We start from the raw sequence: 22,029 nt of genomic DNA on the forward strand, positions 1-22,029 counted from the left end.
CGGTCCTTGTCGCAGCCTGCGGCAGCGGCTACACCCTTTCAATTCAGAGCGGCACATGCCTGCTCAGCAGCGCTCGTAGAACCGCAGGCTTGACCGGCTTGGGCAGATACTCCAGCCCGGCCGCGTGCACCTCGGCAATCATTTCCGGTCGGCCATCGGCGCTGATCACCACGCCCGGCACCGGTTCGCCCAGCTGTGTACGCAACCAGCCCATCAATTCGGTCCCGACTTCGCCGTCATCCAGGTGGTAGTCAACCAGTACCAGTTGCGGGCGCACGCCTTCATTGAGCAATACCGCGCACTCCTCACGGTTGCGGGCGGTCCATACACGGCAGCCCCAGCGTGTCAGCAGGCTCTGCATGCCGATCAGGATGCTGTCTTCGTTATCGACACACAGCACCTGAGCGCCAGTCAGGGGTTGACCGTTCTGTTCGGCAACGACTGGTTGCGGTGCGGCCTGGCTCTTGGCCATCGGCACGCTGACGCTGAACACGCTGCCAAAACCGGGCCATGAGCGCACCCGCAGGGTATGTCCGAGTACGTGACACAAGCCGTCGGCAATCGCCAGGCCCAGGCCCAGGCCTTTTTCGGCACGGGTCTGGTGGCTATCGAGACGTTTGAACTCTTCGAAAATGACCTGCAGTTTGTCTTCCGGAATGCCTGGGCCGCGGTCCCAGACCTCAAGGCACAATTCGCCGCCGCGTCGACGTACACCCAGCAATACCGGGCCCTTGGCGTAGCGAAAGGCATTGGTCAGGAAGTTCTGCAAGATCCGGCGCAGTAATTTGATATCACTGTTAACCCGCACACGGCTACCGCGAACCCTGAAGTTCAGTCCCTGTTCCTGTGCTTGTGCGGTGAATTCATTGCCCAAGGTGTCGAACAGATCGTTAATGGCGAAAGGTTTGATGTCGGGAGTTATTTTGCCGTTTTCCAGGCGTGAAATATCCAGCAGGTCGCTGATCAGGTCTTCAGCGGAGCGCAAGGAGCTGTCCAGATGCCGCACCAGCTTCTGGGCTTCCGCACTCAAGCCTTCTTCCTGGTGGGAGAGGGCGGCCGAGAACAGTCGTGCCGCGTTCATCGGCTGCATCAGGTCGTGACTGACCGCGGCCAAAAAACGGGTTTTCGACTGGCTGGCTGTTTCAGCCACACCTTTGGCTTCGGTCAATGCCTGGTTCAGCTGCGACAGTTCGAACGTACGCTCGGCGACTCTTTGCTCCAGCCCTTCGTTGGCTTCCGTCAGGGCCTGTTCGGCCTCACGGAACGCAGTAATGTCGGTGAAACTCATGACGAAACCACCGCCCGGCATGGGATTGCCAATCAGCTCGATCACGCGACCATTGGGGAACAGGCGTTCGGAGGTGTGCGCCCGGCCCTGGCGCATCCAGTGCAGTCGGCGGGCCACATGCACTTCGGCTTCGCCGGGGCCGCATAGGCCGCGTTCGGCATTGTGACGAATGATGTCGGCAATCGGGCGTCCTACGCTGATCAGCCCGTCGGGATAGTTGAACAGCTCCAGATAGCGGCGATTCCAGGCCACCAGTTTGAGTGACTGGTCGACCACGCTAATCCCTTGGGTGATGTTTTCAATCGCGCCCTGAAGTAATGCGCGGTTGAACTGCAATACTTCCGAGGCTTCATCCGCAATGCGTACTACGTCCTCTAATTGCATTTCCCGGCCTTCAATGGCCGCTTTTACCACTGCCCGGGTAGAAGAAGCACCGAGTACCCCGGCCAGTAGCCGTTCAGTGTGAGCGATCCACTCGCCATTGGCGTTCTGATTAGGGTTAAAGCCTTTGCCCTGGCGGTAGGCGAAGCGAATAAAGCTCTGGTGAGCGCGTTCTTCACCGACAAAACGTGCCGCGAGGGCCAGCAGATCGTTGACTTGTACCGAGAGCATGGAACGACCGCTGGGGTGGCTGCTCAGTTCCTGGCCGATGAAGCGCCCGGCCTGCCAATGCTCCGACACGCGGGTGCGCGACAGCACCGAGACCCAGGCAAACAGGGTGAAGTTACCAGTCAGCGACAGCACCACGCCTTGAGTCAGTGGGGTGATCGACAGCCCCAGTGGATTGCTGTGCAGCCACGCCAACCCCGGGAAGTGGCTCAGGTGCCAGCCAAAGCTGTGAGCGATGATCGGCAGTACCAGGGTGTAAAACCAGATAAAGGTGCCTGTCGCCAGCCCGGCAAATACCCCGCGGCGGTTGGCCTGCTTCCAGTACAGGGCGCCGAGCATGGCCGGGGCCAGTTGAGTGACGGCAGCGAAGGCGATCTGGCCGATGGTGGCGAGGCTGGCGGTGGAGCCCAGCAGGCGGTAGCTGACATAGGCCAGAAGCAGAATCACCACAATCGATACGCGACGTACCGAGAGCATCCAGTGGCGAAACACTTCAAACGGGCGCTCGGCGTTTTTGTGCCGCAGCAGCCACGGCAGCAGCATGTCGTTGGAAACCATGGTCGACAACGCAACACTGGCCACGATCACCATGCCGGTGGCCGCCGACGCGCCGCCAATAAACGCCAGTAGTGCCAATGCCGGGTGAGCCTGCGCCAGCGGCAGGCTGATCACAAACGAGTCGGGCAATACCGAGCTGGGCAGCAGCATTTGCCCGGCCAGTGCAATCGGCACCACGAACATTCCCGCCAGGATCAGGTAGGCCGGGAACACCCATTTGGCCAGTTGCAGGTCTTGCGGCTCGATGTTTTCAACCACCGTGACGTGGAACTGACGGGGCAGGCAGATAATTGCCATCATCGCGACGCCGGTCTGGACCACCATCGAAGGCCAATTGACGGTCTCTTTCCAATACTCTTCAAGTCGCGGTGCGAGCATGGCCTGACTGAACAGATCGTCGAACCCGTCGTACAGGCCATAGGTCACAAATGCGCCGACAGCGAGAAAGGCGAACAGTTTGACCAAGGATTCAAAGGCAATCGCCAGTACCATACCCCGGTGGTGCTCGGTGGCATCGAGGTTGCGTGTACCAAACAGGATGGTAAACAGCGCCAGGATCAACGTCACAATCAGTGCCGTGTCCTCGACCCGGGAACCGGTGGCGTCTGCGCCTGCCCCGATCAGCAGGTTAACCCCGAGCACAATGCCCTTGAGTTGCAGGGCAATATAAGGCAACACGCCAACCAGGCAGATCAGCGCCACCACAATGGCCAGTGACTGCGATTTACCGTAGCGGGCGGCGATAAAGTCGGCAATCGAAGTGATGTTTTCCTGCTTGCTGATCATCACCATCTTTTGCAGCACCCACGGCGCGCATACCAGTAGCAGTACCGGCCCCAGGTAAATTGGTAAAAACGCCCATAATTGTTCGGCAGCCTGACCGACGGCGCCGAAGAACGTCCAACTGGTGCAGTACACCGCCAGGGACAGGCTGTACACCCACGCGCGAACCCGCGGCGGCAGCGGTTTGCTGCGCCGGTCACCATAAAAGGCAATGGCGAACATGATGGCCATATAGGCCAGGGCGACGGCGGCGATCAGCCCGCTGGACAACGACATGGACACTCCTGAAGGTATAAGGCGGCTGCAAGCCCGCAGCAGCAGGCTAGTCTCGCATGATGTTCGGGGCGCGTCAGTGTCGACCATGGTCGATGCGTGGCCAGGTGTCGCAGGATTTGAAGTGGTGCGCAATGATCATATATAGGCGTAATAGATAACAGTTAGAGATATTACCCGTTATATAGATATTCGATTTGGTTCTACTCTAAGCCCACCTCAAATGAGGATCAGGAGTAACCCATGACTTGCCCAAACAAAACCCAAGCCGGATTTCGGCCATTCAGTCATTTGCAGCACCCGCGTGAAGTGATTCGCCAGTTCACCCCGAACTGGTTTGCCGCGACCATGGGCACGGGGGTTTTGGCGTTGGCGCTGGCTCAATTACCGGTGCATATCCCCGGCTTGCATACCTTTGCCGAGGGGTTGTGGCTGTTTAATATCGGTTTGTTCATTCTGTTCAGCGTGTTGTATGGCGCACGCTGGGTCCTGTATTTCCATGAGGCACGGCGGATTTTCGGGCACTCCACGGTGTCGATGTTCTTTGGCACCATCCCCATGGGCCTGGCGACCATCATTAATGGTTTTCTGGTATTCGGTGTGCCGCGTTGGGGGGGCGACATGGTGCAGGTGGCCGAGGTGCTGTGGTGGATTGATGTGGCCATGGCGTTGGGCTGCGGGGTGCTTATTCCCTATCTGATGTTCACCCGTCAGGATCACAGTATCGATCAGATGACTGCAGTCTGGCTGTTGCCGGTGGTAGCAGCAGAAGTCGCGGCGGCCAGTGGCGGGCTATTGGCGCCCTACCTGAGCGATACCGTCGCGCAGTTCCATGTGTTGATTACCAGCTACGTGATGTGGGCGTTTTCGGTGCCGGTGGCGTTCAGTATCCTGACCATTTTAATCCTGCGCATGGCGCTGCATAAATTGCCCCACGAGAGCATGGCCGCGTCCAGCTGGCTGGCGCTTGGACCTATCGGCACCGGTGCCTTGGGCCTGCTGTTGCTGGGGGCCGATGCTCCGGCGATCTTCGCTGCCAATGGCCTGGCGCGGATCGGTGAAATTGCCGAAGGTCTGGGGCTGATCTCCGGGATCATTTTGTGGGGGGTTGGCCTGTGGTGGATTGTGATGGCGGTGTTAATCACGGTTCGCTACTTCCGCGCAGGCATTCCATTCAATCTCGGCTGGTGGGGCTTTACCTTTCCGCTGGGGGTGTACTCATTGGCCACCTTGCGTCTGGGCAGCATGCTGCACCTGAGCTTCTTTGATGTGGCCGGTTGTGTGCTGGTGGCGGCGCTGGTGCTGATGTGGCTGCTGGTTGGCACCCGTACCGTGCAAGGCGCTTATCGCGGTGAGCTGTTTGTATCGCCGTGTATTGCAGGTTTGAAGAAGTAAGACGTGTGCTCGGGTTCTGTGTGAAATCGGCTAATAGGCCGTGATCGCACACAGAACCCGAGCAAGGTTGTGTCCTGAGTGTTACAACGGCCCTCCAAAGAGAAAGCCCATCAGCGCAACGTGAGTACATGGATGATGAGTCACCCCTCGCAATTCAGTTTGCTAAGCAAGCGCCGCTTCCTGCCTTTCTTCGTGACCCAGTCCCTGGGTGCTCTCAATGACAACCTGTTCAAACAGTCGCTGATTCTGGCCATCCTTTTTAAGTTGAACATAGAGGGTGACCGTGGGATTTGGGTCAACCTCTGTGCGCTGCTGTTTATTGTGCCGTTCTTTTTGTTCTCGGCGCTGGCGGGGCAGTTTGGTGAAAAATACCCCAAGGACCGCCTGATTCGTCTGATCAAGCTCGGCGAAATCGCAATCATGATCGTCGCAGCCATAGGGTTTGCCTTTGATCACCTGGCGTTGATGCTGGTTGCGCTGTTTGCCATGGGTACTCATTCCGCCCTGTTCGGGCCGGTGAAGTACTCGATCCTGCCGCAAACTTTGCATCAGGACGAACTGGTCGGGGGCAATGGTCTTGTAGAAATGGGCACCTTTCTCTCGATTCTGGCGGGCACCATTGGTGCGGGAATCATGCTCTCGTCCGGCAATTACACAGTAATTGTCTCGGTAGTGATCATCTCAGTGGCAGTACTGGGTTATCTGGCCAGCCGCGCCATTCCCGGCGCACCGGCTGACACACCGCAGCTGCGGCTGAACTGGAATATTTTCAGCGAGTCCTGGGCTACTTTGCGTATGGGGTTGAATCAGACGCCTGCCGTGTCGCGCTCTGTGGTGGGCAACTCGTGGTTCTGGTTTGTCGGTGCGATTTATCTGACGCAGATCCCGGCGTACGCCAAAGAGTGGCTGTATGGCGACGAAACCGTGGTGACGCTGATTCTCACCGTGTTCTCGGTGGGTATCGCGCTGGGCTCACTGCTGTGCGAGAAACTCTCGGGGCGCAAGGTCGAGATTGGCCTGGTGCCATTTGGCTCGTTTGGCCTGACCGTATTTGGCCTGCTGCTGTGGTGGCATTCGGGGTCGATGCCGCAAAACATCCAGCCCAACGACTGGCTGAGCGTGTTGGGATTCAGTCAGGCCTGGTGGGTGTTGTTCGATATTCTCGGGCTTGGCGTATTTGGCGGCTTCTATATTGTGCCGCTGTACGCACTGATTCAGTCGCGCACAGCGCCAAGCGAGCGGGCGCGGGTCATTGCAGCCAACAACATTCTTAATGCGCTGTTTATGGTGGTGTCGGCGCTTATCACCATCCTGCTGCTAAGTGTGGCCAAGCTGACGATTCCCGAGTTGTTTCTCGTAGTGTCGTTGATGAATATCGCGGTCAACACTTACATCTTCAAAATCGTCCCTGAGTTCAGCATGCGTTTTATGATCTGGCTGCTCAGTCATTCCATGTACCGCGTGCAGCACAAGAACCTGGAACTGATCCCGGATGAAGGCGCGGCGTTATTGGTGTGTAACCACGTATCGTTTGTTGACGCGCTATTGATAGGCGGCGCGGTGCGTCGTCCGATTCGTTTTGTGATGTATTACAAAATCTACAACCTGCCGGTGCTCAATTTTATCTTCCGCACGGCGGGTACTATTCCGATTGCCGGGCGCGGCGAAGACGAGGTGATCTACGAACGGGCGTTCGACCAGATTGCCAAGTATCTGAACGATGGCGAGTTGGTGTGCATCTTCCCTGAAGGCAAGCTCACCACAGATGGGCAGATCGATGAGTTCAAGGCGGGTGTGACGCGCATTCTGGAGCGCACGCCGGTGCCGGTGATTCCGATGGCATTGCAAGGGTTGTGGGGCAGCTTCTTTAGTCGTGACCCGAACAAGGGCTTTTTTCATCGACTATGGTCGCGGGTAACGCTGGTTGCGGGTGTGCCGATAGCGGCCGGGGATGCTACGCAAAAGGTATTGCGTGAGCGGGTGATGGCGTTGCGCGGCTCTAATCGGTAAATAAAACGCAATGTGGGAGCGAGCCAGCTCGCGATGGGATCAGTTGTTAACTACGTCGATCCAATCGCGAGCAGGCTCGCTCCCACAGTTGTTGGTGTTATGCGCTGATTTTAAGGCCAACCAAGCCGGCAATGATCAGTGCAACGCTGGCCAGTCGGAACAGCGCCATCGATTCACCAAACAGGATGATCCCGGCGATTACCGTACCCACCGCGCCGACACCAGTCCAGATTGCGTAGGCAGTGCCCAGCGGCAGATCTTTCATGGCCAGACCCAGTAAGCCCAGGCTAATAACCATCGCGCCGATGGTCAGGGTTGTTGGCAGCGGACGGGTGAAGCCTTCGGTGTATTTCAGGCCGACGGCCCAGCCAACTTCAAACAGGCCAGCGAAAAACAGGATGATCCAGGGCATAAATATATCCATCAATTGATGGGGTCGTCCCCGAATAATCGCTCAACTGAGTCACGAGGTCGTCCTCGTGATGCGCAGTATAGTGCACATTATTCGTTAAAAGGGCAACCCTGTGTGTTCACTCTAGTTCGGATTTTGCTGCCGCCATGCGATCTTCTTTCTCGCTCATACGGCGGAAATACGTCGACAGCAGCGCCCCCGAGATGTTGTGCCACACGCTGAACAGCGCACTGGGTACGGCTGCCAGAGGCGAGAAGTGTGCGCTGGCCAATGCCGCGCCCAGCCCTGAATTCTGCATGCCGACTTCCAGTGCCAAGGATTTGCGTTGGGCCAGCGGCAGCTTGAACAGACGACCTGTAAAGTAGCCGAGCAAATAGCCGAAGCTGTTGTGCAACATCACCACGGCCATGATCAGCAAGCCGGACTTGGCAATTTGTGCCTGGCTGGCCGCGACCACTGCGGCGACGATGATCACGATGCTGACCACCGATACCAACGGCAGCACGTCGACGGCAAAGCGCACGCGTGCGCCAAGCAGGCGCTGGGCCAGTACGCCGAGCACAATCGGCAGCAGCACTACTTGCAGGATCGACCAGAACAGCTCCATGAACGAAACCGGCAGCCAGGCTGAAGCCAGCAGCCAGATCAGCGCCGGGGTCAACAAGGGGGCGAGGAGGGTGGTCACGGCGGCAATCGCCACAGACAGCGCAAGGTCGCCCCGTGCCAGCCAGGTCATGACATTGGATGAGGTGCCGCTTGGGCAGCAGCCGACCAGAATCACGCCAACGGCGATTTCGGGTGGCAGGTGGAATACTTGGCAGAGTAACCAGGCCACGCCGGGCATGATCACGAAATGAGCAACCACGCCCAATGCCACGCGCCAGGGATGGCGAGCGACTTCGGCGAAGTCTTCGAGTTTTAGGGTCAGTCCCATGCCGAACATCACCAGGCCCAGCAGCGGCACGATGAAGCCTTTAAGGCCGACGAACCAGCCGGGTTCAAGAAACGCCAGTACGGCGAAGATCAGCACCCAGTAAGCAAAGGTATTACCGACAAAGCGGCTTAAAGCAGCGAGTGCGCGCATGGTGTTCCTTTTTATGATTATGGTAAGTCCTGGCATGGAACCTGTAGCCGCTGCCGCAGGCTGCGCCGGGTTGCGCAGCATCCTCTGCTCTCTATATAGGAGGCGAAGGTCCTGCGGCCCTTGTCGCAGCCTGCGGCAGCGGCTACATGGATGGGGCTTTTAGATCCCCTGCGGAATCTCTTCGCCGCCCAGTGCTTCAAACAGCTGTGGCAAGAATTCGCCGAAGGTCAGCATCATCAGAGTAAAGCTGGCGTCCTGCTGGCCCAGGTCGTCGTCACCGCCGTCCTGTTCTGCCTGGTCTTGCAGCAAGTCTTCGAACTTCAGGCGTTTGACCACCAGTTTGTCGTCCAGAACGAACGACAGTTTGTCCTGCCAGGCCAACGACAGTTGAGTAACTACTTTGCCAGTGCTCAAGTGCAGCTGGATTTCGTCACTGGTCAGGTCCTGACGCTTGCAACGGATGATGCCGCCGTCTTCGTGGGTGTCGCGCAGCTCGCATTCGTCGAGAACGAAGAAGTTGTCTGCCGCTTTTTGGGTTTTGACCCACTCGGTCATGACGGCGCTTGGCGCGATTTTGACCGCGAGCGGGCGAACCGGCAGCGAGCCGATCACTTCACGCAGGGTGGAGAGCAAGTCTTCGGCACGTTTCGGGCTGGAAGCATTGACCAGAATCAGGCCCTGTTTAGGCGCGATGGCGGCAAAGGTCGCCGAGCGACGAATGAAGGCGCGTGGCAGGAAGGCCTGGATGATTTCATCCTTGAGCTGATCGCGCTCCTTCTTGTAGACCTTGCGCATCTGTTCGGCTTCGATCTCTTCGACCTTTTCCTTTAATGCATCACGCACAACGCTGCTTGGCAGGATGCGTTCTTCTTTGCGGGCAGCGATCAGCAGGAAGTCCTGGCTGACGTGAACCAGCGGCGCGTCTTCGCCTTTGCCGAACGGGGCAACGAAACCGTAGGTGGCTACTTCCTGGCTTGAACACGGGCGTGCCAGTTTGGTGGCCAGTGCAGTTTCCAGCACCTGTGTATCAAAAGGCAGATCTTGGGTCAGGCGATAGATAAGCAGGTTTTTGAACCACATGGGGTGAATCACTCCTATATACAAAGACGCATTATTCGCTTGATCAGCTTAATAGGCCAACCCTGCGCTAAGCCTTTGTCACCGTTAGAAAAATTATTTTAAAAAGTGCTTGCCAGACTATAGGTCGCTACGTAGAATGCGCGCCACACCGAGAGTGAAAGGGTGATTAGCTCAGCTGGGAGAGCATCTGCCTTACAAGCAGAGGGTCGGCGGTTCGATCCCGTCATCACCCACCATTCGCTCACAGTGTTACGCGCAGCGGTAGTTCAGTCGGTTAGAATACCGGCCTGTCACGCCGGGGGTCGCGGGTTCGAGTCCCGTCCGCTGCGCCATTTTTTGTACCACAAGCCCCTTGAACGCTTGTGGTTAGGTTAAACCAGCTGAATGCAGGTTTTTCCTGAAAGGCTTCGATTTTGTAGTTCGCTACGAAATCAAAGATGCAGGGCGTTGGAAACGGTAGTTTTTAAGGGTTTTGAAAAAAACTTAAATAAAAACAACCACTTACACGAAAAGTGTGAGAGAATGCGCCCCGCAACGAGAGTGAAGTAAAGGGTGATTAGCTCAGCTGGGAGAGCATCTGCCTTACAAGCAGAGGGTCGGCGGTTCGATCCCGTCATCACCCACCACTTGCTTTCAGTGTTACGCGCAGCGGTAGTTCAGTCGGTTAGAATACCGGCCTGTCACGCCGGGGGTCGCGGGTTCGAGTCCCGTCCGCTGCGCCATATTAGAGTCACAAGCCCCTTGAACGCTTGTGATACGCAAAGAAGCCTGCCTAGTGCAGGCTTTTTTGTGCGCGTGTGTTTTGTCGGTTATCCAAAAACCTGTAGATACTCTGTTTCAGATCAAGCCTCCTGTGGGAGCGAGCCTGCTCGCGAACTGAACTTCGCGAGCAGGCTCGCTCCCACTATTTAGGTATCTCAAGCTGCTGCTGCAGAGGTTTTCTTAGAAATCCCAGCGCGTGCTGACCATTACGTTGCGCGGATCACCGTAGTACGACGAGTTGTAGAAACCGATGTTGGTGTAATACGCCTTGTCGAACACATTGTTCAGGTTGACGGTGGCCGACAGGTTTTTCGAGATCTGATAACGCGCCATCAGATCAACCAGCCAGTACGGGTCCTGGGAGAACTTCTCCACGGTGCCGCCTTTGTTCCAGTTGCTCAGCATCTGCCAGCCCGTGCCCTGCCAGCGAACGCCGCCGCCCAGGGTCAGTTTGTCGAGATCACCGGTCAGCTTGTAGCGGGTGTACAGGTTGATCTGGTCTTCAGGTTCCCAGGTCGAGACCTTTTTACCGCCCTGATCACGGCTGATCTTGTGTGTATAGCCCGCCTGCAATTGCCAGCCGGGCATCAGCTCGCCAGAAATTTCTGCTTCGTAACCTTTGGTCGTGGCCTTGATGCCTTTGTAGGCGTAGTCAATGTCCGGATTGGTCGGGTTGCCGTTGTAGGCTGTGTCTGCTTCAGGGCGGTTGTCTTGATGCACTTCGAAGTACGCCAGGCTTGAATTCAGACGTCCGTCAAAGAACTCGCCTTTTAGGCCCAGCTCATAGTTGGTGCCTTCATCGGGCTCAAGCATCTTGTTGTCGCGGTCGCGATAGTACGACTGCGGCAGGAAAATCTCGGTATAGCTGGTGTAGGCAGAAATATTGTCGTTGATGTCGTAGATCAGGGCGGCATAAGGCAGCACTTTGCCCGTGTCTTTGGCGTGGCTGGTGCCGGTCAGGGTGTAGTTGGCCACTCGGGTGCCGAGCATCAGCTTCAGGTCGTCGGTCAGGCTGAAGCGGCCGGTCACGTATGTACCGGTCTGACGAGTCGTCTCATCATTGTACGAAGTGACATTGCCCCAGTCGGGCTCAAGGCTGTCGCCTTTCCAGTTGTAGTAGTCATAGGCGTTGTTGACCATATTGGCGTTGGTGTAGTCCTTGCCGGTCCAGTGTGACTTGGAGACCGAACCGCCAATGACCAACTCATGCTCGCGCCCCAGCAGGCTGAACGGGCCGGTGGCAAACAGGTCACCGCTGTCGCTGACATATTCGCCGGTGTACTTGCGGGCCAGCATTTTTGCCAGGCCGGTGGTCGCATCCGGGTCGAGCAGCGCGCCGAGAGGGGCGTTATAGCCGTTGATCTGGTGGTTGTATTGGCCTTTGACTACCCAGCCATTGTCAAAGTTGTGTTCCAGGGTCGAGAACACCGTGCGGGTGTACTGCTTCCAACTGCTCCATTTCGCGCCGTTGTTAAACGAGCGTGGAGTGCTGATTCGGTCACCTTTGGAGTTGAACAGCGAAGCGCTGCCCGACCAGCTTGAGCCTGTAGGGTTATTGTCCTGATAGTCGGCGCCAAGGGTCAGCAGGGTGTCAGGAGTCAAGTCCACTTCAAGAATGCCGTAGTAGACCTCGCTGTCGCGCTTGTAGTGGTCCATGAACGAGTGCTTGTCCTGATAGGCCGCTACGGCCCGGCCTCGCACATTGCCGCTTTCGGTTAATGGCCCGCTGACATCGATCTCGGAACGGTAGTTGTCCCATGAACCTGCGCCCACATCGATATGGGCCTTGAATTCGCGAGTGGGTTTTTTACGCACCATATTGATCGTGCCGCCCGGACCGCCCGCACCGGTGAGCAGGCCGGTTGCACCCTTGAGAATCTCGACCCGGTCATAGATCGCGGTGTCGGTCAGGGTGTGCCCGGCAGAATATTGTGGGTCTTGCAGGATCGGGATGCCGTCGTACTGAAAGTTCTTGATCGCAAAACCACGGGAATAATAGCTGGTGCGATCACTGTCGTAGGTGGCCACAGTGATGCCAGGGGTGTGACGCATCACGTCATCAATTGAGTTGAGGCCGAAATCGTCCATCGCCTGGCGCGTCACTACGGAAATCGACTGCGGTGTTTCTCTGGGCGTCAGCACCATGCGGGTTGCGGTTGCGATGGAGCCGGGGGTGTAGGAGCCGCTGCCTTCGGTAATAGTCCCGAGTTGGTTGGCGCTGACTTGTGTGGCGCCCAATTCCAGGGCACCGCCGAATGCGGGCAGGGCGTTGAGCATGTAGCCATTGGCACTTTTGACTGCGGTATAACCGCTACCGCGCAGCAATGCCTCGAATCCGCTCTGTTCGTTATAGGCGCCCTGCAAACCGGGTGTCGACTGGCCTTCCAGGTCGCTCGACTGAAAAATAATCGCCACACCGGCCTGTTGCGCAAAGCGATTAAGGGCGCTGCTCAACGGGCCTGCGGGAATGTCGTAGCGTTGCACAGACGCCGATTGCGCCTGAGCAGTCGAAGCGCATACCAGTCCAGTTGTCGAAGCAACAACCAAGTGAATGGCCAGGGCTAGCGGCGTGCAGGTACGAGGCCTGAAGCGTCCTCGAGATGTGTAGGAAGTCAGCATGAAAGGCGCAGTCCTTTATGAGTCGATGTATCTAACTTGACGGCTGACTCGAGAAAAGCGGAACGAATGGGAATTATTATTTTTTAGGCGGTTGCAGTTGGCTGATCACAATCAGCCACGGGGTATAGGTTTTGATCTGCAGGGGGAGGGTTTCGGCGATCAGTTGCAGCGCCCGGTCGGTATCGTCCAGAGGCAGTACGGCCGAGATGCGCAGGTCGGCCAGGGATTTGCGATCAAACTGCAGATGGCCGCGTCGATGACGGGAGATTTCATCGAGAACCTGGGGCAGGGGCTGATTTTCAACCACCAATTGATGGCGCTCCCAGGCTTGATTGATGCTGGCCGGGGAGATAGCCCCACCGAGTTCGACCGAGTCGCTGCGAATCAGGGCCTGTGAACCGGCTCCCACTTCCAGGGTTTGTTGCTCGTTTGCACTTTGCGCCGCGACCCGAGACTGCAACATGCTTAGCACCGTGGTATCGCCCTGGCGTTTGACCACGAAGCGGGTGCCCAGGGCGCGCATGCTGCCTTGGGCGGTCTGTACGAAAAAGGGGCGGGAATTGTCATGGGCGACGTCGACCAGTACTTCACCCTGGAGCAATTCGATACGCCGCTCCTGGCCGTCAAAATGGACGTTGAGCGCGGTGGTGCCGCTCAGGGTAATGGTTGAATTGTCAGCCAGGCGCTGGGTCTTCCAGTCAGTGGGGCCGGTACTGATATCGGCCATCCACTGCTCTGGATAATGGCTTTTCATGACCAGCGTGATCGGCACTGCCAGGCAACCGGCAATCAACAGCGCGCGCAGGATCTGTTTGCGTTGGGTTGCTGGTTTTCGCCCGTTGAATGCTGCGTTCAGAGCCGCTTTGGCCGGGGCCGATTGCTCACGCAATGACTGCAGGCGGTTGATCACTTCCTGCATGCGCAGGGCCGCCGCTGCGTGCTGTGGGTTTTGTTGTTTCCAGCACTCGAATTGCGCGCGCAACGCATCGCTGAAGTCTTCTTCGTGCAGACGAAGAATCCATTCGGCGGCTTGTTCATCAATACTTTGGCGCTGCTCGGACATGGCTGGATCAGGTGTCCAGGCTATGGCTGCAATGCAGCAAGGCCTGGATCAAATACTTGCGCACCGTGCGGTCAGACAATTCCAGTTGTCGGGCAATCTCGCTTTGGGTCAGGCCGTCCAGGTAATACAGCACAAAAGCCTGGCGCGCTTTGTCCTGCATGCCCTCCAGAATAAATGCGATCTGTTCCAGAGCTTCCAGTGTCGTGAGAATCTGCTCGGGTGATTGAAAACCCTCGAGTGCTTCAGCGGTTAGGGCAAGCTCTTGCAGGTAGGCGTTTTCTATTTGTTTACGGCGCACCTGATCAATGATCAGTCGGCGTGCTGTAGTGCTCAGAAAGGCTCGGGGTTCACGCAGTGTCGCCACAGACTCGCGGGCATTGAGGATTCGGGTGAAGGTGTCCTGTGCCAGATCGGCGGCATTCTGAGCGCAACCGAGCTTTCTACGCAGCCAGCCAAACAGCCAGCCATGATGCTCGCAGTACAGTTCTGTAATGGCGGCCTGGTAGGGCGGTTCACCCGAAGACATAGGACATTGCCTAAACGTTATTGAGAATAATTACCAATTCTTAACGAAAGTCGTGGGTAAACGCAAGTTGAGCGATGGGCAGGAACAAAGAACTCAGTAGCAGCTGCCGAAGGAACGAGGCTGCGTTCGGCGGCGCAGCCGTCGTAATACTTGGGTGCTGGTTCTAAATGACACACCGCAGAGCCTGATTTCACGACGGCTGCGCCGCCGAACGCAACCTCGTTCCTTCGGCAGCTGCTACGAGGATCTGCGTGCCTACAGGGTTGTCTAGTTTTTCGCGATCAAGTTGCCGGCATGCAGCCCGCATTCTTTTTGCGTGGCTTCTTCCCACCACCAGCGGCCTTCGCGTTCGTGCTGGTTGGGCAGTACCGGGCGGGTGCATGGCTCGCAGCCGATGCTGATAAAACCGCGCTCATGCAGGCTGTTGTAGGGCAGCTCCAGCATGCGGATATAGCCCCAGACTTCTTCGCTGGTCATCTGTGCCAATGGGTTGAATTTGTACAGCGTGCGCTCGGGTGTCGAGAACGCGCCGTCGATTTCCAGCGCGGCCACCTGGCTGCGGGTGCCAGGGCTCTGATCGCGGCGCTGGCCGGTGGCCCAGGCTTTGACTGTCGACAATTTGCGGCGCAGCGGCTCGATCTTGCGCACGCCACAGCATTCGCCGTGCCCATCCTTGTAGAAGCTGAACAGGCCCTTTTCCTTGACGAAGGGTTCAAGCTTGCTTTGATCGGGCGAGATCAGTTCGATCTGGATCTTGTAGTGCTCGCGCACTTGCTCGATAAACCGGTAGGTCTCGGGGTGCAGGCGGCCGGTGTCGAGGCTGAACACCTTGACGTTCTTGTTGAGCTTCCAGGCCATGTCCACCAGCACCACGTCTTCGGCGCCGCTGAAGGAGATCCAGAGTTCGTCGCCAAAGTGTTCAAAGGCGAGTTTGAGTATGTCTTGCGGGGACTTGCTGGCGTATGTCGCTGCGAGTTCGGCGACGTCAAACGGATGGCTCATCAGGCGGCTTCCTACAGTGAATGGCGCTTGGCGCTCTCTAGTGACGCGATCTTAGCAAAAAGCGCGGGCTACAGGGTTTGCAGCGTATCGAGCAGCACCTTCACCTTGGTGATCGATTCCTGGTACTCGTCCTGCCAGTCGGAGTCGGCCACAATGCCGCCGCCGCCCCAGCAACTGACCTGTCCGTCCTTGACCAGCAGGCTGCGGATGGCGATGGAGCTGTCCATTTCGCCACGCACGTCCAGGTACAGCAGCGAGCCGCAGTAAATACTGCGCCGGGTTGGCTCCAGCTCGTCGATGATCTGCATGGCGCGGATTTTCGGAGCGCCGGTGATCGAACCGCCGGGGAAGCTGTCGCCGATCAGATCCAGTGCGTCTTTGCCGTCGGCCAGCTCGCCGATAACGCTGCTCACCAAATGATGCACGTTTGGGTAGCTTTCGAGGTTGAACAGTTCAGGCACGCTCACCGAGCCGGTGCGGCAAGTGCGCCCCAGATCATTGCGCAGCAAGTCGACGATCATCAGGTTTTCCGCGCGGTCCTTGGGGCTGGCCAGCAGTTCGGCGGCGTTGGCCGCATCTTCGCTGCTGTCTTTGCCCCGTGGGCGAGTACCTTTGATCGGCCGGGTTTCGACTTGATTCTGGCTGACTCGCACAAAGCGTTCCGGTGACAGGCTGAGGATAGCGTTGTCGCCCGTCAGGCTCATAAAGCCTGAAAACGGTGTCGGGCAGGCTGCCCGCAAGGCGCAATAGGCAGTCCATGCATCGCCCTGGCACTGGGCGCTGAAACGCTGGGTGTAATTGACCTGATAACAGTCGCCCGCCTGGATATAACGATGGATCTGCTCAAGTGCCTGCTCGTACTGGCTGGCGCTGATATCCGGCTGCATGGGCTGCTTGAGCCTAAAAGGCGCATTGCACGCGGGTGAGGCGTGGCTGAACAACTGGATCAGGCGCTCACGCTCTTGTGTCTCGAGGCGTGGGTGAAATACAAGCTGGCTGGTAGCTGCATGATGGTCACTGATCAGCGCCCAGGCATGCAGGCCCAATTGCGCTTCGGGCAGTTGCAGGTCGTTGTTGGCCTGCGCTGGCAGGTGCTCAAGCAGGCGGCCGAAGTCGTAACTGAGATAGCCGATCAGGCCGCCAGCGAAAGGCAGTTCATACGGCGCGGGCAGTACGGCATGGCCCAGTTGCTTCAGGTTGTCGCGCAGGCGCTGTAGAAACCCCCGACCGGTTTCTCCGGCCTGAACCCGCAGTTCCTGAAGTGGCCATGCGCTCATCAGGTCATAACGGCCACGCTCGGCAGTGGGGCGGCCGCTGTCGAGCAGCACGGCACCGGGCGCATGACGAATCGCCGAAAAGTACGCGCCAGGGTTGGCGTGGTAAGGCAGGGGGTGTACGGAGCAGGTCAACATGCGAAGCAAATCAGCCATCGGAGCGGGGGGCTGATTGTAGTCCTGTGCAGGACTGCAAATCTATGTGGATCGCAGCTAGAGAGCGCCACAAACCGTTGTAGCAGCTGCCGAAGGAACGAGGCTGCGTTCGGCAGCTGCTACGGTTTTCGCGATTATTCGGATTGGTGAATATGCCCGAACAACTCCTGGGCAAAGCGCACGCGCTCTTCAGGGGATTCCTTGATGCCTTTGGCCGCCAGTTCTTCGATGTGGGCTTCTACCGCATGGGTGCGCAGGGTCAGGCCGCAGTCGTTGGCAATCTGGATATTCAGCCCCGGGCGGGCGTTGAGCTCCAGAATCAGCGGGCCTTTATCCTGATCGAGCACCATGTCGACACCGATATAACCCAGGCCGCACAACTCATAACAACCGGCCGCCAGCTTCATGAAACCGTCCCAGTTGGGCAGTTGCACGCCGTCTACTGCGTTGGTGGTGTCCGGGTGTTTGCTGATGATGTTGTTCAGCCAGGTGCCACGCAGAGTCAGGCCGGTAGCCAGATCGACACCCACTCCGATTGCGCCTTGGTGCAGGTTGGCCTTGCCGCCCGACTGACGGGTCGGCAAGCGCAGCATGGCCATCACCGGGTAACCCATCAATACGATGATGCGGATATCCGGCACACCTTCGTAGCTGATGCTTTTGAAGATCTGGTCCGGTGTGACCCGGTATTCGATCAGCGCCCGATCACGGTGACCACCCAGGGAGTACAGGCCAGTCAGGATGCTGGAGATCTGATGTTCGATTTCTTCATGGCTGATGATCTTGCCCGAGACCGTGCGAAAACGGTCTTCGAAGCGATCCGCGATCACAAGAATGCCATCACCGCCAGCACCTTGTGCGGGCTTGATCACGAAGTCGCTGCGACCGCCGATGATTTCATCGAGCTTGTCGATTTCCTTCTCGGTGGAAATCACCCCATACATTTCCGGTACGTGAATACCGGCCTTGATGGCGCGTTCCTTGGTGATGATTTTGTCATCCACAATCGGGTAAAGGCTGCGTTTGTTGTACTTGAGTACGTAGTCCGCATTACGCCTATTGATGCCCATGATGCCCCTGGCTTCGAGGGCCTTCCAGGTCTTCCAGAAGCCAAACATCAGGAGTCAGCCTTCAAGAACGCTTTGAAACGCACCAGCTCGGTCAGGCGGTAGCCGCGATAGCGACCCATTGCCAGCATAAAGCCGACCATGATCAGCAGGATCGCCGGGAAGGTAAACACGAAGTACACCAGTTCCGGGATGCTCATGACCAGGTACGCCAAAGTAGCTGCGAACAGTGTGCCGATCGCGACTTTCATGGCATGCCCGCCACCACGCTCTTCCCAGGTGATCGACAGGCGCTCGATGGTCATGGTCAGAATCACCATCGGGAACAGTGCCACCGAGAGTCCGCGCTCCAGGCCCAGCTTGTGACTGAACAGGCTGATGGCTGCAATTAGTATCACCACAAACGTCAACACGACTGACAGACGCGGCAGCATTTGCAGCTTCAAGTGTTCCAGGTAGGAACGCAGCGTCAGTCCGAGCGCGGTAATCACCGTAAACAGGATGATGCCGAAGCCCAGCTGGGTTTCGCGGAAGGCCAGGGCGATCAATACCGGGGTAAAGGTACCCAGGGTCTGCAGGCCGATCAGGTTGCGCAGGATCAGGATCACCAGCACGCCAATCGGGATCATCACCATGATCATGAAGGTTTGCTGGGTCTGCAGTGGCAAGCCGTACAGCGAGTATTCAAGGAAGTTGGCGTCGGTATTTTCGTCCGTCAGCTTGGCCAAGCGAATGGCGTTCATTTCGCTGTTGTTCAGGCTGAACGTGACGTTGGGTTTTTTACCGCCATCGACCGTGACCATTGGCTCATCGCCGATCCACCACAACAGGCGGTCATTGGGCAGGCCTTGCTCGCCGGTCTCGGGGTTGAAGTAGAGCCAGTCATTGCCGTTAAAGCTGCGCAGCCACAACTCCGGATTTTGCGGCTGATCGGCCACCAGGCGGATGGTGTGGACTTTTTCCATGGGCACGTGGGCAATCGACAACAGCAGTTCAATAACCTGAGCCTTGTGTGCGGTCGATGGATCGCCCGCCAGCAGCAGCTTCACGTTGTCGTCGTTGGGGTTGCTGACGCGCTTGATGGTCTCGCTGATAAAGGTTTCGACATCGGCCGAGTGCTGGCGAATAGGTGCCAGCAAGGCTTCGGCGGCGATTTTTTCCGGGCCTTCGACGGCAATACTGTCACGGAAAACCGGGCCTTTGACCTTGGTCTTGTCGCCCGAATAGCGCTTGGTCAGCACCAGTCGGTAGTAGAGCGTCTGCTTGCCACTGACTCGGCGGGCCGACCAGGTGACTTTGCGGTTGCCATCAACCCGGTTGACGCTCACTCCGTAGTTATTGGAAATAAAGCTCTCGTTCAGACTGACGTAGTCGCGGTTCAGCGGCGGTACGAACATCTGGATCTTGACCGGGTCTTTGGAGCTGGCGACGAATTCGACTTTGGCGTCGATATTCCACAAGTCGTCCGTGGCGTCTTCGGTCACAGGAATGCCGAGGGCGAAAATCTGGTAGGCCGTAATCGATATGCCCAGCACCACAAGGATGGTGATCAAGATTTTCAGGTGAAGGGTAAGCGCGCGCATTTCAATTACTCTGCGGTTTGAGCGTTAGCGACGCAGGCAGGTTTGCCAGCAGCGTATTTAAGACTTGGGTCAACCAGCGCATCAAAGCGTTTTAGCGCTTCGGAGCCGATCAACAGCGGGTATTGGAACGCACTTCTATCGGTCAAGTTCACTTCGATGGTGCGCAAAGCCTTGCCCATGCAAATTTCCAGGGCAATAACCGGGCGTGAGGTGTAGTTCTTGTCCGCCTGCGGGTCGTAGTCACCCGAGCGGCGCTTGATCTTGCTGACGCGTGCCAGCGGCCGTTCGATAGGGTGCGAGTGGGCATCATCGATGGCCAGGTAGAAACGTACCCAGCTCTCGCCATCACGTTTGAAGCGCTTGATGTCACGGGCACTGAGTGAGGCGGTTTTGGCTCCGGTGTCGAGTTTGGCAGCCACTTGCAGATCTATGCCTGCCAGTTCGGCGTATTCATTGAGGCCATACACGGTTTTTTCGCCAGCCAGGCTCAAGCCCGGTACACACAGCAGGCAAGCGAGGATGTAGAAGGGGGCAAATTTCATAAATCGGTGCACGTCTCTTGCAATCTTCAGTTCAAGGCACTGGCAGTACAGAGCAAGTTTCCTCGTGCGGCTGCTCTATGGATGAGAGCAGGGCGGATGCGGTCGGCATTCTAACATGATGGTTTTATGACGCCAGCGCCGGGGTGCTTTGTACAGGGGGAAGTCCTGCGGGTCCGACCAAGGTCTTATTAGACGATTGTCGACAATATCTATTTATTCTTTGACTAGTAAGGTCGAAATGGCTAGTTTTGGCACTATTGATTTGCAAGGTGTCGACAATATGCTGCAAGCACTAGAGCCAGCCATGATCCCTCAGGACGATTCGGAAACCCTTTCCGAGAACGTCTTTCGGCGTATTCAGGCGGCTATTGTCAAAGGCGAAATCGCCCCCGGCAGCAAAATCTCCGAACCTGAACTGGCGCGTACCTACGGCATCAGCCGAGGGCCTTTGCGCGAAGCCATTCACCGCCTTGAAGGCCAGCGCTTGCTGGTGCGGGTGCCCCATGTCGGTGCTCGGGTCGTGTCGCTGAGCCACGCAGAGCTGATTGAACTCTACGAAATTCGCGAATCCCTTGAAGGCATGGCCTGTCGCTTGGCTGCTGAACGCATGAGCGATGAAGACATCGCCGAGTTGCGCCAGGTACTTGAAACCCATGAGCGCGACGAGGCGTTTCAGGCCGGTGTCGGCTACTACCAGCAGGAAGGCGACTTCGATTTTCATTACAAGATTATTCAGGGCAGCGGCAACCGCACCCTGACGCAAATGCTCTGCGGCGAGTTGTATCAATTGGTGCGCATGTACCGCATCCAGTTCTCCACTACGCCCAATCGCCCGCATCAGGCGTTTGCCGAGCATCACCGTATTCTCGATGCCATTGCCGATCGCGACGGCGAATTGGCCGAGTTGTTGATGCGCCGACATATCGGCGCCTCGAAACGCAATATTGCGCGTCACTATCAAGACGCCCAGCAGACAGCCACTCCACGAGGTGAGTCATGAGCAATAAGAACAGTCCAGGCCAGCGTTTCCGTGATGCAGTCGCCAGTGAGCATCCTTTGCAGGTGGTGGGCGCGATCAACGCCAATCACGCGTTGCTGGCCCAGCGTGCCGGTTTCAAGGCGATCTACCTGTCGGGTGGTGGCGTCGCGGCAGGGTCTTTGGGCGTGCCGGACCTGGGTATTACTGGCCTGGACGATGTACTGACTGATGTACGGCGCATTACCGATGTATGTGATCTGCCGCTGCTGGTAGACGTGGATACCGGCTTTGGCTCCTCGTTCTTCAACGTGTCGCGTACCGTCAAATCGATGATCAAGTTTGGCGCTGCAGCGATTCATATCGAAGATCAGGTGGGTGCCAAGCGTTGCGGCCATCGCCCGAACAAGGAAATCGTCTCGCTGCAAGAGATGGTCGACCGTATTAAAGCTGCGGTCGATGCGCGCACCGATGACAGCTTCGTGATCATGGCACGTACCGATGCGCTGGCGGTGGAAGGCCTGGAGTCTGCGCTGGAACGTGCAGCAGCCTGCGTTGAAGCGGGCGCGGACATGGTCTTCCCGGAAGCCATTACCGAACTCGAGATGTACAAGCTGTTCGCCAACCGGGTGAAGGCACCGATCCTGGCCAATATCACCGAGTTCGGTGCAACGCCGCTGTACACCACTGAACAACTGGCTGGCGCTGACGTATCGCTGGTGCTGTACCCGCTGTCGGCATTCCGTGCGATGAACAAGGCGGCCGAAAATGTGTACTCCGCCATCCGCCGCGACGGCACCCAGCAAAATGTGATCGACACCATGCAAACCCGCATGGAGCTGTATGACGCGATCAACTACCACTCGTTTGAGCAGAAGCTCGATGCGGTGTTTGCCGCGAAGAAGTAACAGAACACGGTGATCCTGTGGGAGCGAGCCTGCTCGCGAAGTTAACGCTGGTATTGACG

At 57.4% G+C, this 22,029-nt stretch carries 16 protein-coding genes and 4 tRNA genes; 8 read left to right on the forward strand and 12 right to left on the reverse strand.

What is annotated here, in order from left to right; genetic code table 11:
• Positions 1–43: 43 nt before the first annotated feature.
• Complete coding sequence (locus U5A05_RS06360; RefSeq protein ID WP_321835960.1) at positions 44–3,514, reverse strand: hybrid sensor histidine kinase/response regulator; 3,471 nt, start codon at positions 3,512–3,514, stop codon at positions 44–46.
• A gap of 240 nt (positions 3,515–3,754) precedes the next feature.
• On the opposite strand from U5A05_RS06360, the gene U5A05_RS06365 reads away from it, so the two are divergent.
• The gene (locus U5A05_RS06365) at positions 3,755–4,906 is read left to right on the forward strand and encodes a TDT family transporter (protein ID WP_261741293.1); all 1,152 of its coding nucleotides are present in this window, start codon (positions 3,755–3,757) and stop codon (positions 4,904–4,906) included.
• 135 nt (positions 4,907–5,041) lie between these two features.
• Entirely contained in the window at positions 5,042–6,916 is a 1,875-nt protein-coding gene (locus U5A05_RS06370; protein ID WP_261742389.1) for an MFS transporter, read from the forward strand.
• Positions 6,917–7,013: 97 nt separating this feature from the next.
• On the opposite strand, the gene sugE is transcribed toward U5A05_RS06370, so the two are convergent.
• From sugE to rdgC, 3 genes are all read right to left on the reverse strand, one after another.
• Positions 7,014–7,328, reverse strand: a complete 315-nt coding sequence (gene sugE, locus U5A05_RS06375; protein WP_261741294.1) for a quaternary ammonium compound efflux SMR transporter SugE — start codon at positions 7,326–7,328, stop codon at positions 7,014–7,016.
• Between the two features lie 118 nt (positions 7,329–7,446).
• Complete coding sequence (locus U5A05_RS06380; RefSeq protein WP_261741295.1) at positions 7,447–8,412, reverse strand: bile acid:sodium symporter family protein; 966 nt, start codon at positions 8,410–8,412, stop codon at positions 7,447–7,449.
• A 159-nt stretch (positions 8,413–8,571) separates the two neighbouring features.
• Positions 8,572–9,492, reverse strand: a complete 921-nt coding sequence (gene rdgC, locus U5A05_RS06385) for a recombination-associated protein RdgC (protein ID WP_261741296.1) — start codon at positions 9,490–9,492, stop codon at positions 8,572–8,574.
• A 160-nt stretch (positions 9,493–9,652) separates the two neighbouring features.
• Here rdgC and U5A05_RS06390 point away from each other — a divergent pair.
• The 4 genes from U5A05_RS06390 (at position 9,653) to U5A05_RS06405 (ending at position 10,214) form a co-directional block, all read left to right on the forward strand.
• Positions 9,653–9,728 (forward strand) — tRNA-Val (locus tag U5A05_RS06390).
• Positions 9,729–9,747: 19 nt separating this feature from the next.
• Positions 9,748–9,824, forward strand: a tRNA-Asp gene (locus U5A05_RS06395).
• A gap of 218 nt (positions 9,825–10,042) precedes the next feature.
• Positions 10,043–10,118 (forward strand) — tRNA-Val (locus U5A05_RS06400).
• Positions 10,119–10,137: 19 nt separating this feature from the next.
• Positions 10,138–10,214 (forward strand) — tRNA-Asp (locus tag U5A05_RS06405).
• A gap of 220 nt (positions 10,215–10,434) precedes the next feature.
• On the opposite strand, the gene U5A05_RS06410 is transcribed toward U5A05_RS06405, so the two are convergent.
• From U5A05_RS06410 to rloA, 8 genes are all read right to left on the reverse strand, one after another.
• Positions 10,435–12,873, reverse strand: a complete 2,439-nt coding sequence (locus U5A05_RS06410) for a TonB-dependent siderophore receptor (protein WP_321835961.1) — start codon at positions 12,871–12,873, stop codon at positions 10,435–10,437.
• A gap of 76 nt (positions 12,874–12,949) precedes the next feature.
• Complete coding sequence (locus U5A05_RS06415) at positions 12,950–13,936, reverse strand: FecR family protein (protein ID WP_261741298.1); 987 nt, start codon at positions 13,934–13,936, stop codon at positions 12,950–12,952.
• A 7-nt stretch (positions 13,937–13,943) separates the two neighbouring features.
• A complete protein-coding gene (locus U5A05_RS06420; RefSeq protein WP_261741299.1) occupies positions 13,944–14,462 on the reverse strand; it encodes a sigma-70 family RNA polymerase sigma factor in 519 nt (172 codons plus the stop codon).
• A 267-nt stretch (positions 14,463–14,729) separates the two neighbouring features.
• Positions 14,730–15,464: a phosphoadenylyl-sulfate reductase gene (locus tag U5A05_RS06425; protein WP_095030642.1), complete on the reverse strand. Its 735-nt coding sequence runs from the start codon at positions 15,462–15,464 to the stop codon at positions 14,730–14,732.
• A 68-nt stretch (positions 15,465–15,532) separates the two neighbouring features.
• Positions 15,533–16,876 (reverse strand): aminodeoxychorismate synthase component I, encoded by a 1,344-nt coding sequence (gene pabB, locus U5A05_RS06430; RefSeq protein WP_321835962.1) that lies wholly within the window; start codon positions 16,874–16,876, stop codon positions 15,533–15,535.
• 152 nt (positions 16,877–17,028) lie between these two features.
• Positions 17,029–18,012: an alpha-L-glutamate ligase-like protein gene (locus U5A05_RS06435; protein ID WP_261741301.1), complete on the reverse strand. Its 984-nt coding sequence runs from the start codon at positions 18,010–18,012 to the stop codon at positions 17,029–17,031.
• Entirely contained in the window at positions 18,012–19,544 is a 1,533-nt protein-coding gene (rloB, locus tag U5A05_RS06440; RefSeq protein ID WP_261741302.1) for an osmotic stress tolerance membrane protein RloB, read from the reverse strand. The genes U5A05_RS06435 and rloB overlap by 1 nt, the downstream gene beginning before the upstream one ends.
• A 5-nt stretch (positions 19,545–19,549) precedes the next feature.
• Positions 19,550–20,086, reverse strand: coding sequence for a retropepsin-like aspartic peptidase RloA (gene rloA, locus U5A05_RS06445; protein ID WP_261741303.1), 537 nt, complete (start codon positions 20,084–20,086; stop codon positions 19,550–19,552).
• 280 nt (positions 20,087–20,366) lie between these two features.
• Between rloA and U5A05_RS06450 the strand changes: the two genes are divergently transcribed.
• On the forward strand, positions 20,367–21,086 hold the full coding sequence (locus U5A05_RS06450) for a GntR family transcriptional regulator (RefSeq protein ID WP_261741304.1): 720 nt from the start codon (positions 20,367–20,369) through the stop codon (positions 21,084–21,086).
• Positions 21,083–21,970: a methylisocitrate lyase gene (gene prpB, locus U5A05_RS06455; protein ID WP_261741305.1), complete on the forward strand. Its 888-nt coding sequence runs from the start codon at positions 21,083–21,085 to the stop codon at positions 21,968–21,970. Before U5A05_RS06450 ends, prpB begins: the two co-directional genes overlap by 4 nt.
• Positions 21,971–22,029 lie beyond the last annotated feature (59 nt).

The organism is Pseudomonas kulmbachensis, assembly GCF_963681935.1.
GTDB classification, from domain to species: domain Bacteria; phylum Pseudomonadota; class Gammaproteobacteria; order Pseudomonadales; family Pseudomonadaceae; genus Aquipseudomonas; species Aquipseudomonas kulmbachensis.

What these genes read in the sequence shown, in the direction of transcription:
- U5A05_RS06360 (WP_321835960.1), bottom strand. Translation starts at nt 3,514, where the DNA reads ATGTCGTTGTCCAGCGGGCTGATCGCCGCCGTCGCCCTGGCCTATATG.
- U5A05_RS06365 (WP_261741293.1), top strand. Translation starts at nt 3,755, where the DNA reads ATGACTTGCCCAAACAAAACCCAAGCCGGATTTCGGCCATTCAGTCAT.
- U5A05_RS06370 (WP_261742389.1), top strand. Translation starts at nt 5,042, where the DNA reads ATGAGTCACCCCTCGCAATTCAGTTTGCTAAGCAAGCGCCGCTTCCTG.
- sugE (WP_261741294.1), bottom strand. Translation starts at nt 7,328, where the DNA reads ATGCCCTGGATCATCCTGTTTTTCGCTGGCCTGTTTGAAGTTGGCTGG.
- U5A05_RS06380 (WP_261741295.1), bottom strand. Translation starts at nt 8,412, where the DNA reads ATGCGCGCACTCGCTGCTTTAAGCCGCTTTGTCGGTAATACCTTTGCT.
- rdgC (WP_261741296.1), bottom strand. Translation starts at nt 9,492, where the DNA reads ATGTGGTTCAAAAACCTGCTTATCTATCGCCTGACCCAAGATCTGCCT.
- U5A05_RS06410 (WP_321835961.1), bottom strand. Translation starts at nt 12,873, where the DNA reads ATGCTGACTTCCTACACATCTCGAGGACGCTTCAGGCCTCGTACCTGC.
- U5A05_RS06415 (WP_261741298.1), bottom strand. Translation starts at nt 13,936, where the DNA reads ATGTCCGAGCAGCGCCAAAGTATTGATGAACAAGCCGCCGAATGGATT.
- U5A05_RS06420 (WP_261741299.1), bottom strand. Translation starts at nt 14,462, where the DNA reads ATGTCTTCGGGTGAACCGCCCTACCAGGCCGCCATTACAGAACTGTAC.
- U5A05_RS06425 (WP_095030642.1), bottom strand. Translation starts at nt 15,464, where the DNA reads ATGAGCCATCCGTTTGACGTCGCCGAACTCGCAGCGACATACGCCAGC.
- pabB (WP_321835962.1), bottom strand. Translation starts at nt 16,876, where the DNA reads ATGTTGACCTGCTCCGTACACCCCCTGCCTTACCACGCCAACCCTGGC.
- U5A05_RS06435 (WP_261741301.1), bottom strand. Translation starts at nt 18,012, where the DNA reads ATGTTTGGCTTCTGGAAGACCTGGAAGGCCCTCGAAGCCAGGGGCATC.
- rloB (WP_261741302.1), bottom strand. Translation starts at nt 19,544, where the DNA reads ATGCGCGCGCTTACCCTTCACCTGAAAATCTTGATCACCATCCTTGTG.
- rloA (WP_261741303.1), bottom strand. Translation starts at nt 20,086, where the DNA reads ATGAAATTTGCCCCCTTCTACATCCTCGCTTGCCTGCTGTGTGTACCG.
- U5A05_RS06450 (WP_261741304.1), top strand. Translation starts at nt 20,367, where the DNA reads ATGCTGCAAGCACTAGAGCCAGCCATGATCCCTCAGGACGATTCGGAA.
- prpB (WP_261741305.1), top strand. Translation starts at nt 21,083, where the DNA reads ATGAGCAATAAGAACAGTCCAGGCCAGCGTTTCCGTGATGCAGTCGCC.